At 68.2% G+C, this 13,106-nt stretch carries 13 protein-coding genes and 1 rRNA gene; 11 read left to right on the top strand and 3 right to left on the bottom strand.

What is annotated here, in order from left to right; all coding sequences use genetic code 11:
- Nucleotides 1–54 precede the first annotated feature (54 nt).
- Complete coding sequence (locus A37U_RS0139175) at nt 55–1,605, top strand: alpha/beta hydrolase (protein WP_040590049.1); 1,551 nt, start codon at nt 55–57, stop codon at nt 1,603–1,605.
- Here A37U_RS0139175 and A37U_RS47630 read toward each other — a convergent pair whose 3' ends face one another.
- Entirely contained in the window at nt 1,606–2,145 is a 540-nt protein-coding gene (locus A37U_RS47630) for a TetR/AcrR family transcriptional regulator (protein WP_020502109.1), read from the bottom strand.
- 89 nt (nt 2,146–2,234) lie between these two features.
- Between A37U_RS47630 and A37U_RS0139165 the strand changes: the two genes are divergently transcribed.
- The gene (locus tag A37U_RS0139165; RefSeq protein ID WP_157183321.1) at nt 2,235–2,936 is read left to right on the top strand and encodes an SDR family NAD(P)-dependent oxidoreductase; all 702 of its coding nucleotides are present in this window, start codon (nt 2,235–2,237) and stop codon (nt 2,934–2,936) included.
- Here the strand turns inward: A37U_RS0139165 and A37U_RS0139160 are convergent.
- The gene (locus tag A37U_RS0139160; protein ID WP_020502107.1) at nt 2,906–3,880 is read right to left on the bottom strand and encodes a GlxA family transcriptional regulator; all 975 of its coding nucleotides are present in this window, start codon (nt 3,878–3,880) and stop codon (nt 2,906–2,908) included. The genes A37U_RS0139165 and A37U_RS0139160 overlap by 31 nt on opposite strands.
- Nucleotides 3,881–4,023: 143 nt before the next feature.
- Between A37U_RS0139160 and A37U_RS0139155 the strand changes: the two genes are divergently transcribed.
- Complete coding sequence (locus A37U_RS0139155) at nt 4,024–5,307, top strand: MFS transporter (RefSeq protein WP_020502106.1); 1,284 nt, start codon at nt 4,024–4,026, stop codon at nt 5,305–5,307.
- Between the two features lie 96 nt (nt 5,308–5,403).
- Here the strand turns inward: A37U_RS0139155 and A37U_RS0139150 are convergent, their stop codons facing one another.
- Complete coding sequence (locus A37U_RS0139150; protein ID WP_020502105.1) at nt 5,404–6,663, bottom strand: MFS transporter; 1,260 nt, start codon at nt 6,661–6,663, stop codon at nt 5,404–5,406.
- 119 nt (nt 6,664–6,782) lie between these two features.
- On the opposite strand from A37U_RS0139150, the gene glnA reads away from it, so the two are divergent.
- From glnA to A37U_RS0139110, 8 genes are all read left to right on the top strand, one after another.
- Nucleotides 6,783–8,126 (top strand): type I glutamate--ammonia ligase, encoded by a 1,344-nt coding sequence (gene glnA, locus A37U_RS0139145; RefSeq protein ID WP_020502104.1) that lies wholly within the window; start codon nt 6,783–6,785, stop codon nt 8,124–8,126.
- Nucleotides 8,126–8,428 carry an urease subunit gamma gene (locus A37U_RS0139140; RefSeq protein ID WP_020502103.1) on the top strand — a complete coding sequence of 101 codons (303 nt, stop codon included), beginning with the start codon at nt 8,126–8,128 and terminating at the stop codon, nt 8,426–8,428. Before glnA ends, A37U_RS0139140 begins: the two co-directional genes overlap by 1 nt.
- Nucleotides 8,429–8,437: 9 nt before the next feature.
- Entirely contained in the window at nt 8,438–8,725 is a 288-nt protein-coding gene (locus tag A37U_RS0139135; RefSeq protein WP_020502102.1) for an urease subunit beta, read from the top strand.
- On the top strand, nt 8,722–10,422 hold the full coding sequence (locus A37U_RS0139130; RefSeq protein WP_020502101.1) for an urease subunit alpha: 1,701 nt from the start codon (nt 8,722–8,724) through the stop codon (nt 10,420–10,422). The genes A37U_RS0139135 and A37U_RS0139130 overlap by 4 nt, the downstream gene beginning before the upstream one ends.
- On the top strand, nt 10,422–11,063 hold the full coding sequence (locus tag A37U_RS0139125) for an urease accessory protein UreF (protein WP_020502100.1): 642 nt from the start codon (nt 10,422–10,424) through the stop codon (nt 11,061–11,063). The genes A37U_RS0139130 and A37U_RS0139125 overlap by 1 nt, the downstream gene beginning before the upstream one ends.
- A gap of 66 nt (nt 11,064–11,129) precedes the next feature.
- Entirely contained in the window at nt 11,130–11,798 is a 669-nt protein-coding gene (gene ureG, locus A37U_RS0139120; protein WP_020502099.1) for an urease accessory protein UreG, read from the top strand.
- Complete coding sequence (locus A37U_RS48955) at nt 11,788–12,492, top strand: urease accessory protein UreD (RefSeq protein WP_020502098.1); 705 nt, start codon at nt 11,788–11,790, stop codon at nt 12,490–12,492. Before ureG ends, A37U_RS48955 begins: the two co-directional genes overlap by 11 nt.
- A 499-nt stretch (nt 12,493–12,991) precedes the next feature.
- Nucleotides 12,992–13,106: ribosomal RNA gene (locus A37U_RS0139110) — 16S ribosomal RNA — on the top strand; the annotation flags it as partial.

The following is a 13,106-nucleotide window of genomic DNA, read 5'->3' as shown; positions in this document are numbered from 1 at the left end:
GGAGGGGGTGGGAGGATCGGACGGGTGCGTAACGCTTTGTGCCTCGTCGCCGCCATGCTGCTGCTGGTGACCGGCTGCTCCGCGGGCAGCGAACAGGCTCCCGGGCAGCGGACCGTCACCGAGTCGAAGGGGCCAGCCGGTTCGGTGCCCGCCGGGCTCGGCGCCTACTACGGCCAGTCGCTGCGCTGGGGTGCCTGTGCGCCGTACGCGAGCTCGCCGACCGCCGGCCAGGCGTTCGCCGCCTCCGACCTGCAGTGTGCGCGCCTGCAGGTACCGCTCGACTACGCGAAGCCGGACGGGAAGAAGATCAGCCTCGGCCTGCTGCGCCGCCCGGCGACCGGACAGCGGATCGGCTCGCTGCTGACCAACCCGGGCGGCCCGGGCGTCTCCGGGATGGAGGCCGCGGCCTCGCTGGCCAAACAGGCCGCGGGCAATGAGCTCGGCAAGCGCTTCGACCTGGTCGGCTTCGATCCGCGCGGTATCGGGGCGAGCGAGCCCCGGATCAGCTGCCTGACCGGTGCGGAACGGGACCGGCAGCGCGCCGAGGACGCCGATCTGGACACCTCGCCCGCCGGGGTCGCGAAGAACGAGGCACAGCAGCGCGACTACGCGGACAAATGCGCCGAGCGCACCACGGACGGCGCCGACATGCTCGCCCACATGGGCACCAGGGACGTCGTCAAGGACATGGACGTGCTGCGGTCCGCGCTCGGGGACAAGCAGCTCACTTACGCCGGTTTTTCCTACGGCACCCGGATCGGATCGGCCTATGCCGAACAGTTCCCGAAGAACGTGCGCGCGATGGTGCTCGACGGCGCGGTCGATCCCGATCAGGAACAGCTGACCTCGGTGATCGCCCAGCGAAAAGGATTCCAGGAGGCATTCGACAAATTCTCGGCCTGGTGCGCGCAACAGCAGCAATGCGCGGTCGGAAAGGATCCGAACGGGGCGACCAAACAATTCCAGGACCTCACCCGTGGCCTGATCGGACACCCGATCCGGTTGGCCGACGGACGCGAGCTCACCTACGACGACGCGACCACCGGGGTCACCCAAGCCTTGTACAGCAAGCAGTTCTGGCAGCCGCTGAACATGGGGCTCGGTCAGCTGCGGGAAGGAAACGGCCGGGTGCTCATGGCACTCGCCGATATGTACGAGGAGCGGTATCCGAGCGGGAAGTATTCCACGACCCAGGACGCGAACATGGCCGTGCATTGTCTCGACGATCCACGCGAAACCGATCGGAACAAACTCAAAACGGCCGAAGGGGAAGCCGATAAGGTCGCGCCGTTCCTGGACGACGGAAAACCGGCGACCGGGGAACTGGATGCCTGCGCGTTCTGGAAGGTCAAGGCGAATCCGCTGCCCGCGACGCCCAAGGTCGCCGGGGTCGCGCCCACGCTGACCATCTCCACCACCAACGACCCGGCGACGCCGTACCAGGCCGGGGTCAACCTTGCCAAGGCGCTCGGCGGCGGGCTGCTCACCAACGAGGGCACCCAGCACACCGCGTTCCTGCAGGGCGACAAGTGCATCGACAAGGCGGCGAGCGACTACCTCGTCACGAAAAAGCTCCCGCCGGAAGGCACCCGCTGCCCGGGCTGATCAGGCGCGGAACGCGTCCAGCAGCAGGTTGAGCAGCCGCTCCCAATCCTCGCGCGCGCCCGAGACCTGCCCGACCGAGGCGGTGGCCAGGATCGTCAGCGCCATATCGCGGAGTTCGAAGTCGGCGCGCAGCAGGCCGCTGTCCTTGGTGCGTGCCACGAGCTGTTCGGTGCTCGCGATGGCCGCGTGTTTGGCGGACTCGATAGCCGAACCCGCACCGAAATCGCGGCTGCACACCTGCGCGTACCCGCGATCGACGATCTGGAGCTCACAGGTACCGCGTAGATAGCGGACGAAAGCCTCCCACGGATCGGCGACCTCTAGGCAGCGCTTGGCCAGTCGTGCGCTCCGTTCGAAGGTCTCCGCGTACACCGCGGCCACGAGCTCGTTCCTGGTCGGGAACCGGTTGTACAACGTGCCGATCGAGACCCCGGCGGTGCGCGCGATCTCGTCCAGCGCCACATGGAGCCCGCGCGTGGCGAACACGGTCTTCGCAGCCTCGATGAGCAGTTCCCGGTTGCGCGCCGCGTCCTTTCGCATGGGGCCCGAGCCTACGCCGAAGTTGAAAACTCCCTCAACTTCGGCGTAGCTTCATAAGTTGAAGATGAACTCAACTTATGGAGGTGGTCATGTCACCGAGGCTTGCGGTGTTCGGTGCCGGTCCCGGGCTGGGTCTCGCCACGGGGCGCCGGTTCGGGCGGGAGGGATTCGCGGTCACCCTGCTCGCCAGGCGAGCCGAACGCCTGGACGGATTCGCCCGCGAACTGCGCGCCAAGGGGATCGAGGCGGACGCGCATCCCGCCGATCTGGCCGATCGCGCCACCCACGAAGGCCTGCTCGCCGAGCTCGGCCCGGTGGATGTCGCCGTGCTGCACGGCCTGCTCGACCCCGGACTCGTCCGCCCGGTGCTCGAGGTGGACACGGAGAATCTGCTCGCCGCCATGAACGGTGCCCTGCTTGCCCCACACTCGCTGAGCAGGCTGCTGATCGAGGGTGGTGCGCGCACCGTGCTGCACGGACTCGGTGCCTCGGCGGCCCTGCCGATGGCCGAACTCGGCGGCTACGGCATCGCGGGCGCCGGGCTGCGCAATTACATCCACGCCGCGCACGGTGCGCTGGCCGAGCACGGAGTGCATCTGGCTGCCCTGCTGATCGGGGGTGTCGTCGGGCGCAGCGATGTCGCCGCACAGTTCGATTCCTCGGGTGTTCCCGCCACTGGGCGTCTGGATCCGGATGAGCTCGCCGAACGGTACTGGCGAATGCACACCGAGCGGGACCGGATCGAGGAACGTGCCGGTCCCTACGCCGAGGGCGTAAACGTGCGCCGATAGGCCAGTGGTGCGATGCCGAGCTGCGCGCCGAAGTGGTGCCGCAGCGTGGCCGCCGAACCGAGCCCGCTGCGCCGCGCGATCTCTTCCACGCTGTGCCCGCTCGTCTCGAGCAGCCTGCGCGCGTAGTGCACCCGCTGCTGGATCAGCCAGGCGCGCGGAGACATCCCGGTCTCCTCGTGGAACCGGCGCGCGAAGGTGCGGGTGCTCAGGTGTGCGTGCGCGGCGAGTTCGGTGAGGCTCAGCGCGGACTCGAGCCGGGCGAGCGCCCAGGCCCTGGTGGTCGCGGTGCTCCCGCACGGTTCGGGTACCGGCTTCTCGATGAACTGCGCCTGGCCACCGGCGCGCCACGGCGGGACCACGCAGTAGCGCGCGACGGCATTGGCGACCTCGGCGCCGTGATCCCGGCGCAGCACGTGCAGGCACAGGTCGTTGCCCGCGGCCAGCCCCGCCGAGCTGAGCAGGTCACCCTCGTCCACGTAGAGCACCGAATCGTCCAGTAGCACCGCGGGATAGAGCTCGCGGAACCGCGTGGTGTGCGACCAGTGGGTGGTGGCGCGCCGTCCGTCGAGGCGCCCGGAAGCCCCGAGCACGAAGGCCCCGGTGCAGATGGACATGACCCGCGCGGTGTCCGGGATCCGGTCCAGCGCGGCGGCCAATGGCGGATAGAGCACCCCTTCATTGCGCGGTCCCCGGGAGTCGGTCCCGGGCACGATCACGGTGTCCGCCTGCTCGATCGCCTCCGGACCGGCCGCGGGCACGATGCCGAAACCCGAGGTCGTCGGCACCGGGGAGGTATCGCTGACCCCGCACACCGTGACCTCGTACAGCCGCTCGCCGCCCGCGCCTCGCGCGGTACCGAACACCTGAGTGGGGATGGTGAGGTCATAGCCGATGGTGTCCGGGATCGCGAGGACGGCGACGCGGTGCGGGGCAGGCACGGTCATGGCACGATCTTCACACATATTGGCGATTTCGCCACTCGCGCCGGGTGCCCACGCAACCGAGAATCGGCGCCGTGACGCAGACAAAGTCCTCGCCGCCCGCGCCACCCGTGCCTGCCAAGACGAAACGGCCACACTGGGCCTGGATGGTGGCGATCGCCGGGTTCATCGCGCTCGTCGGGGCCGCCGGATTCCGTTCCGCGCCCGGGGTGCTCATCGAACCCATCCACGCCGAGTTCGGCTGGTCGCATTCCACGATCTCCAGCGCGGTCTCGGTGAACATGCTGCTCTACGGCGGATTCTCGCCGTTCGCCGCCGCGTTGATGGAACGCTTCGGCATGCGCAGGGTGGTCAGCACCGCCCTGCTGCTGGTGGCCGCGGGCAGTGGGCTCAGCGTGTTCATGACGGCGAGCTGGCAACTGCTGCTGTGCTGGGGACTGCTCATCGGCGTTGGCACCGGATCCATGGCGCTGGCCTTCGTGGCCACGCTGACCAGCAGGTGGTTCGTGCGCCACCGCGGGGTGGTCAGCGGAGTGCTCACCGCGGCGAGCGCGGCCGGTCAGCTGGTGTTCCTCCCACTGATGGCGAGCCTGGCCGCGCACCAGGGCTGGCGGGCCGCCACGCTGCTGATCGCCGGGGCCGCGCTCGTCGTGGTTCCGGTGGTGCTCGTGCTGCTGCGCGATCACCCCGAGGATGTGGGCGCCCTCGCCTACGGCGCCACCGAACCGCGGCCCCGGCCCGCGCGCACATCCGGTGCCGCGGTGCGGGCGCTGCGGGTGCTCGGCGAGGCCGTGCGCACCAGGACCTTCTGGATGCTCGCCGGCGGCTTCGCCATCTGCGGGGCGACCACGAACGGACTGGTGCAGACGCATTTCGTGCCCGCGGCGCACGATCACGGCATGCCACCGACCACGGCGGCCGGACTGCTCGCGCTGGTCGGCATCTTCGACATCGCGGGCACGGTGTGCTCGGGCTGGCTCACCGACCGGGTCGATTCCCGGTTGCTGCTCGCCGCCTACTACCTGTTGCGCGGGGTTTCGCTGGCGCTGCTTCCCGGCCTGTTCGCACCGAGCACCCAGCCGCCGATGTGGGCCTTCATCATTTTCTACGGCCTGGACTGGGTGGCCACGGTGCCGCCCACCGTCGCGCTGTGCCGCCAGTGGTTCGGCGCGGAGAAGGGCCCGATCGTGTTCGGCTGGGTGTTCGCCTCGCACCAGGTCGGCGCCGCGCTGGCCGCGGAGGGAGCCGCGATCATCCGGGACGCCGCGGGCAGCTACGACCTGGCCTGGTACCTCGCCGCCGGACTGTGCGCGGTGGCCACGGTGCTGTCGCTGAGTGCGTCCGGGGGCTCTCGTCCGTCGCGAGCGGGAGCCAGCGTGACGGTGTCCTGCGGGACGCCCGCGCCCGAGATCGGCAAGGCGGAGGATTGAGCCGCAGCGGGTTTCTGCGGTGATTGACGACAACGCAGCGAGGCGCCGCGCTGGCCCCGCGCAGCAGGACATGAAGCCCCCGGACGTGCTCTTGGATCACGTCTTCGCGGCGGCGGGAGTCACGGCGGTCTCGTCCGTGCCGAACTTGACCCCCTTCGCCTCCTTGCCGAAGAAGGTCAGGATCGCGATCGCCACGCTCACCACGATCACGGTGATCATCAGCGCGTTCGTGTAACCGATCTCGCCGGCCAGCCATTCCTGCAGCGGCAGGTTCAGCGCGGCGAGCAGATTGCCCAGCTGATAAGTGACACCGGGGTAGAAGCCGCGGATCACGTCCGGGGACATCTCGGTCAGGTGCGCCGGGATCACGCCCCATGCGCCCTGCACGAACACCTGCATCAGGAAGGAACCGAGCGCGAGCATGCCCGCGCCGCGGTCCACCGCGAAGATCGGGATGATCGGCATCGCCAGCAGCGAGCAGAAGATGATCGTGTACCGGCGGCCGACCTTCTCCGAAACCCAGCCGAAGATCGCCCCGCCGATGATCGCGCCGATGTTGTACACGATCGCGATCCAGGTCCCGGTCACCTCGGGCAGCCCGGCGCCGCCGTTCTCGTGCGCCGAAAGGAAGCTCGGGTACACGTCCTGGGTGCCGTGTGAGAACCAGTTGAACGCGGTCATCAGCAGCATCAGGTAGATGAACCGGCGCACCACTTTCCCGTTGGTCAGCACATCGCGCATCCGGGTCTTGGTGACCTTCATCTTCTGCTGGGCCTTCTCCCAGACATCCGATTCCTTCACCCGTGCCCGGATGATCAGGCTGATCAGCGCGGGGACGATGGACAGCGCGAACACCCAGCGCCAGGAGAGCCCGGCCAGGTCCACGAGCAGCAGATTGGCCACCGCGGCGAGCAGATAACCGCAGGAGTACCCGGCCTGGAGCAGTCCCGAGAAGAACCCGCGCCGTTCCCCGGGCACCTTCTCCATGGCCAGCGCGGCGCCGAGCCCCCATTCACCGCCCATCCCGATGCCGTAGATCATCCGCAGCACCACCAGCACCGTGAAGTTGGGCGCGAAGGCGCACAGGAAACCGACGGCCGAGTACATGATCACGTCGACCATCAGCGGGATTCTGCGGCCCACCCGGTCCGCCCACAGCCCGAACAGCAGGGCCCCGATCGGTCGCATGATCAGCGTCGCCGTGGTGATGAACGCGACCTGGGCCTTCGACATGTCGAAATCGGCCGCGATCTTCGCGTAGACGAACACCACGATGAAGTAGTCGAACGCGTCCATCGTCCAGCCGAGCTGCGCGGCGATGAACGAGTTCCGCTGATCCGAGTTGAGCTTTGCCAACGGGGGCTCCCTCAGTACTGTCAATTACCCGCGCGAAGTATTACCCTTCCGTCGCTCGTTAGCGCAATCCCGCAGCGTGCGAAACACGGCGTTAACAAGCCGTCCCTACGCTGCCGGACATGGATCGCCAGCAGGAATTCGTACTGCGCACCCTCGAGGAGCGCGACATCCGGTTCGTGCGCTTGTGGTTCACCGATGTGCTCGGGTTCCTCAAGTCCGTCGCGGTCGCCCCCGCCGAGCTGGAGGGCGCCTTCGCGGAGGGGATCGGGTTCGACGGTTCGGCGATCGAAGGGTTCGCCCGCGCCTATGAATCCGACATGGTGCTCAAACCGGACCCGTCCACTTTTCAGGTGCTTCCCTGGGAGAATCCGGACGGCGGAAACTACTCGGCCCGGATGTTCTGCGATATCGCCATGCCGGACGGTTCCCCGTCCTGGGCCGATCCCCGGCACGTGCTGCGCCGTCAGCTGGCCAAGGCGAGCGAGGCCGGGTTCACCTGCTACGTGCATCCGGAGATCGAGTTCTTCCTGCTGGAAAGCCTCCCGGAAGACGGAACCGTGCCCGAACCCGCGGACAACGGCGGTTTCTTCGACCAGGCGGCGCACGCCACCGCGACGCATTTCCGCCGCCAGGCCATCGAGACGCTGGAGTCGATGGGCATCTCGGTCGAGTTCTCCCACCACGAGAACGCCCCCGGCCAGCAGGAGATCGATCTGCGCTACGCGGACGCGCTCACCATGGCCGACAACGTGATGACCTTCCGCTATGTGGTCAAGGAGGTCGCGATCACCCAGGGCGTGCGCGCCTCCTTCCTGCCGAAACCGTTCACCGCGCAGCCGGGTTCGGGGATGCACACCCACATGAGCCTGTTCGAGGGCGACCACAACGCCTTCTACGACGCCTCGGATCCGTACGAGCTCTCACCGACCGGGAAGGCGTTCGTCGCGGGGATTCTCAAGCACGCCAAGGAACTCAGCGCGGTCACCAATCAGCTGGTGAACTCCTACAAGCGCCTGGTCGTGGGTGGGGAGGCCCCGACCGCGGTGTGCTGGGGGCACGCGAACCGCTCGGCGCTGGTCCGGGTGCCGATGTACTCGCCGGGCAAGGCCGCCTCGCGCCGGGTCGAGGTGCGCACCCTGGATTCCGCGTGCAATCCCTACCTCGCCTACGCCGTGCTGCTCGCCGCCGGGCTGCGCGGGATCTCCGAGGGCTATGAGCTCTCCGCCGCCACCGATGACGATGTGTGGTCGCTCTCCGACGCCGAGCGCCGCGCCGCCGGATACGACCTGCTCCCGCAGAATCTCGGCGAGGCGCTCACCGAGATGGAACGCTCTGACCTGGTCGCCGAGGCGCTCGGGGAGCACGTCTACGAGTTCTTTCTGCGGAACAAACGCAGCGAGTGGGATGGTTACCGTAGCGAAGTAACACCCTACGAGTTGCGCACCGGATTGCCTGTCTTCTGATGCTCATTCCACCGCACGAGCAGGAGAAGCTGCTGCTGCACGTCGCCGCGGGCCTGGCCCGGGAGCGCAGGCAGCGCGGGCTGCGGCTGAACTACCCGGAAGCCGTGGCCCTGCTCTCGGATTGGGTACTCGAATCCGCACGGGACGGGCGCGGCGTCGCCGAACTCATGTCCGAGGGACAGCGGGTGCTCACCTGCGCCGACGTCATGGAGGGAGTGCCGGACATGGTCGATTCCGTACAGATCGAAGCCACGTTCCCGGACGGGACCAAACTCGTCACGATCCACGATCCGATCCAGTGAGGCGACGCGGTGATCCCCGGCGAGATCCGTTACGGCGAAGGTGAGCTCCAGCTCGCCCCCGGCGTCGAGCGGCTGAGCCTGGACGTGGTCAACACCGGAGACCGGCCCATCCAGGTCGGTTCGCACTGCCACTTCGCGGACGCGAACCCGGCCCTGGAGTTCGACCGGTCCGCCGCCTCCGGGCATCGGCTCGCGATCCCGGCGGGCACCTCGGTGCGCTTCGAGCCCGGAGTGGACCTGGCCGTCGAACTGATCCCGTTGCGCGGCAACAAGATCGTGCCGGGGCTGCGGCGATGAACCGGGAAGAGTACGCCAAGCTCTACGGCCCCACCACCGGGGACGCGATCCGGCTCGGCGACACGAACCTGTTCATCGAAGTCACCGAAGACCGCTGCCGCGGCCCGCAGCTGGCCGATGAGGCGGTGTTCGGCGGGGGCAAGGTCATCCGCGAATCCATGGGCCAGGCGATGGCCACCCGTGCGGACGGCGCACCGGACCTGGTGATCACCGGCGCGGTGATCCTGGACCACTGGGGCGTCATCAAGGCCGATATCGGGGTGCGGGACGGGCGCATCACCGCGATCGGCAAGGCAGGCAACCCGGACACCATGGACGGGGTGGACATCCTCATCGGTCCGGGAACCGAGGTCATCGCGGGCAATGGGAAGATCCTCACCGCGGGCGGAGTGGACGCGCACGTGCACTTCATCTGCCCGGAACAGATCACCGAGGCGCTCGCCTCCGGGGTCACCACACTGATCGGCGGTGGCACCGGACCGGCGGAGGGGTCCAAGGCCACCACGGTCACCCCCGGCCCGTGGAACCTCGCCCGTACCCTCGAGGCGCTGGACTCCGCCTGCGTGAACATCGGGCTGCTCGGCAAGGGCAACACCGCGAATCCCGAGGCACTGCGCGAAGAACTGCGCGCGGGCGCGAGCGGATTGAAGATCCACGAGGACTGGGGCGCGACCCCGGCCGCGATCGACACCGCGCTCACCGTGGCCGAGGAGTTCGGCGCGCAGGTGGCGATCCACACCGACACCCTCAACGAGACCGGGTACGTGGCCGACACCTTGGCGGCGATCGGTGAACGGACCATTCACACGTACCACACCGAGGGCGCGGGCGGTGGGCACGCTCCGGACATCATCACCGTCGCCGGGCAGGCGAACGTGCTGCCCAGCTCCACCAATCCGACTCGCCCGCACACCGTCAACACGGTGCCCGAGCACCTCGACATGCTGATGGTCTGTCATCACCTGAACCCGGCCGTTCCCGAAGACCTCGCGTTCGCCGAGAGCCGGATCCGCCCCTCCACCATCGCCGCCGAGGATGTACTGCACGACCGGGGCGCCCTTTCGATCATCTCCTCGGACGCACAGGCCATGGGCCGGATCGGCGAGGTGATCAGCAGGACTTGGCAGACCGCGCACGTCGGCAAACGCCGCTGGGGCGCACTGTCCGGAGACACCGCGCACGCCGACAATCTCCGCGCGCGCCGCTATGTCGCCAAATACACCATCTGCCCGGCGATCGCGCATGGCATGGCCGGACACCTCGGTTCGGTCGAGGTCGGCAAGCTCGCCGATCTCGTGCTGTGGTCGCCCGCCTTCTTCGGGATCCGGCCGAGCGTGGTGCTCAAGGGCGGGCAGATCGGGTACGCCGCCGTCGGGGATGCGAACGCCTCCATTCCCACCCCGCAGCCGGTGCTGCCACGCCCGATGTTCGGGGCGAGCAACGCGCCCGCGAACTCCGTGCACTTCGTCACCGGGCAGGCGCTGGAGTCCGGACTCACCGACCGGCTCGCCGTGCGCCGCACCCTGCTCCCGATCGCGGACACCAGGCGACTGTCCAAACAGGACTTGCCGGGCAACGACGCGCTGCCTCGCATCGAGGTGCACCCGGACACCTTCGAGGTGCGCATCGACGGCGAGGTGCTGGAACCGGATCCGGTCGACGAGGTGCCGCTGGCCCAGCGGTACAGCCTGTTCTGATGCTCGCCGCCCTGCTGCTCGCCGATGCGCGCACACCACTGGGCGGACACACGCACTCCGGCGGGGTCGAGGCCGTGGTGCGCGACGGCACCCTCACCGGAGTCGGCGACCTGGAGACCTTCCTGCGCGCGCGGATCCGCACCGCGGGTCTCGTCGGTGCGGCGTTCGCGGCCGCGCGCGGGTTCGCGATCGGTGAACTCGACACCGAATTCGGCGCCCGCACCCCCTCGCCCGCCCTGCGCGCCGCCTCGCGTGCCCAGGGCGCGGCCCTGCGCAGGACCGGATCCCGGATGTGGCCCGCCCCGGAATGGGAGATCCTGCGCAGGCCACATCTGCCCATCGCGCTCGGTATCGCCGCGGTGGCCTCCGGACTGGATCAGGCGCAGGCCGCCGAACTGTCCGTGCACCATCTGATCGGCGGCGCCTGCTCCGCGGCGATCCGGTTGCTCGGCCTCGATCCACTCGCGGTCGCCGCGCTCTCCGCCGGGCTTGCCTCGCTCGCCGAGCAGACCGCCGCACTCGGGGTGAGCGCCGCGAACACCGCGCGCACCCCGGCCGAACTTCCCTCGGCGAGCACACCGTTCCCGGATGTGCTCGCGCAACTGCACGAACAATCGGAGGTGAGTCTCTTTGCCTCGTGAGGCAGCGATCGAGTGAGCATCGACTGAGGGACGAAGGAGGAGCGGAGCGAGTGAGGAGTCAATACTGTGCACCGTGAAGGGCACGAGACCGGAACACCCAACGGCGCGTCCGGTGGCGGCCGCCCGCGCGGGACCGCGGTCCGGGTCGGTATCGGCGGGCCCGTCGGCGGCGGGAAGACCGCACTGGTCGCCGCGCTGTGCCGCACCCTCGGGCAGCGGTACTCGATCGCCGTGGTGACCAATGACATCTACACCGAGGAGGACGCCGAATTCCTCCGCCGCAACGGCGTGCTCCCCGACGAGCGGATCCGCGCGGTGCGCACCGGCTGCTGCCCGCACACCGCGATCCGGGACGACATCACCGCGAACCTGGATCTCGTCGAGGAACTCGAGGCGGAGCACCGGCCTGATCTGGTGCTCGTGGAGAGCGGGGGCGACAACCTCACCGCCACCTTCTCCTACGGCCTGATCGACAAACAGATCTTCGTCGTGGACGTCGCGGGCGGGGACAAGGTGCCGCGCAAGGGCGGACCCGGGGTACAGCGTTCGGACCTGCTGGTGATCAACAAGATCGACCTCGCCGAGCTCGTCGGCGCGGATCTCGAGGTGATGCGCGCCGATGCCAAGGAACAGCGCGGGGAACTGCCGACCGTGTTCAGCTCGCTGCGCACCGGACCGGCCGCCACCGAGATCGCCGACCAGGTCACCGCTTGGCTGCCGCCCGGTGCGCGCTGAGGCCTCGATCACTGCCCGGCCCGGCGCGCTGCACTGGAGTGAGCAGCCGCCGCTGACCGTGCGCCGCACCGGATCCGATCGGTGCCATCTCGTCGCCTCGGCCGGTGGTCCGCTCGGTGGGGACGAACTCGCCCTCTCCCTCGTGGTCCGTGGCCGTCCGCTCACGCTCGCGACCACCGCGGCCACCGTGGTGCAGCCGGGGCCAGGCCCCGCGCGGTTCCGGGTGCGCGCCGAACTCGGGGACGCCTGCCTGAACTGGCACGCCGGGCACACCGTGATCTGCGCGGACGCGGACTACCGCGCGGATTTCGCGATCGCGCTGACCGGGGCGAGCCGACTGTGTTTCCGGGAGAGCCTTTCGCTCGGCAGACACGGAGAACCCGGTGGTGCGGCGCGCACCAGGATCCGGATCACCGTGGACGGTGCCCCGCTGCTCGATCAGGAGACCGTGCTCGATGGCGCGGACCGGGCACTGTGCGGACCCGCGGGCACATCCGGGATGCGCTTCCTGTCGACCGCGGTGCTCGTAGGTCACGGTGATGTCGCGGTCCCGCCCGCGACCGGACGGTGCGCCGCACTGCCATTCGACGGTCCCGGGATGCAGATCCTCGCGCTCGGGGAAACCGGGCGCGCGGCCGATCGCGCTATCGATGAGGCGCTGACCTGCGTTTTCGCCAAAACCGACCCCCCGTGAAAACGGGGTTGGCCAGCCCGTGTATTGTTCTTCTTGTCGCACGGAGCGCCGAGCGGAACGGCCCGAAAGGGACGAGCCAGGAGGCAATGCGGGCGGCCGATCGGTCTGGTACGCTAGATCGAGTCGGCAAGTCCACCGGGGCGCGCGGGTTGACACCGCGAAGCGAACCGGGTAAAGTCTTGCGACGGCCCTAGGAACATCTTACGACTGACGAGATTCTGTTGGAATCCGGCAGCGAGTAAGTTCGCTCCGTACTGGGTACAAAAGAATTGAGCAGTACGCCTTGGAAGATGCAACAAATCAGTTGTAGATGAAGATGTGCGTGTGTTCTTTGAGAACTCAACAGTGTGTCATGCTTTTTATGTTTTTTGGTGTGTTTTTACCCCCGTTAAACAGTGGAAAGCTTGTGGGCTCTGTGTTTTGGGGTCTGGTTTTCTGGTTGTTTGCGGTTTTTGAGTTTATATTTTTTTGCTTGGATTTTTTTCCGACTTTTGGTTTGTTGTTGGAGAGTTTGATCCTGGCTCAGGACGAACGCTGGCGGCGTGCTTAACACATGCAAGTCGAACGCGACCTTCCTTTCGGGGTTGGTTGAGTGGCGAACGGGTGAGTAACAC

Origin of the sequence: Sciscionella marina DSM 45152 (genome assembly GCF_000379465.1) — a bacterium.
Lineage (GTDB): Bacteria > Actinomycetota > Actinomycetes > Mycobacteriales > Pseudonocardiaceae > Sciscionella > Sciscionella marina.
The sequence above is the reverse complement of the archived record's forward strand: the minus strand, read 5'-3'. Positions and strand labels throughout refer to the sequence as shown.

Bases quoted from the DNA above. Each gene is read 5' to 3' on its own strand.
- A37U_RS0139175 (WP_040590049.1), top strand. From the start codon at position 55: ATGCTGCTGCTGGTGACCGGCTGCTCCGCGGGCAGCGAACAGGCTCCC.
- A37U_RS47630 (WP_020502109.1), bottom strand. From the start codon at position 2,145: ATGCGAAAGGACGCGGCGCGCAACCGGGAACTGCTCATCGAGGCTGCG.
- A37U_RS0139165 (WP_157183321.1), top strand. From the start codon at position 2,235: ATGTCACCGAGGCTTGCGGTGTTCGGTGCCGGTCCCGGGCTGGGTCTC.
- A37U_RS0139160 (WP_020502107.1), bottom strand. From the start codon at position 3,880: ATGACCGTGCCTGCCCCGCACCGCGTCGCCGTCCTCGCGATCCCGGAC.
- A37U_RS0139155 (WP_020502106.1), top strand. From the start codon at position 4,024: ATGGTGGCGATCGCCGGGTTCATCGCGCTCGTCGGGGCCGCCGGATTC.
- glnA (WP_020502104.1), top strand. From the start codon at position 6,783: ATGGATCGCCAGCAGGAATTCGTACTGCGCACCCTCGAGGAGCGCGAC.
- A37U_RS0139140 (WP_020502103.1), top strand. From the start codon at position 8,126: ATGCTCATTCCACCGCACGAGCAGGAGAAGCTGCTGCTGCACGTCGCC.
- A37U_RS0139130 (WP_020502101.1), top strand. From the start codon at position 8,722: ATGAACCGGGAAGAGTACGCCAAGCTCTACGGCCCCACCACCGGGGAC.
- A37U_RS0139125 (WP_020502100.1), top strand. From the start codon at position 10,422: ATGCTCGCCGCCCTGCTGCTCGCCGATGCGCGCACACCACTGGGCGGA.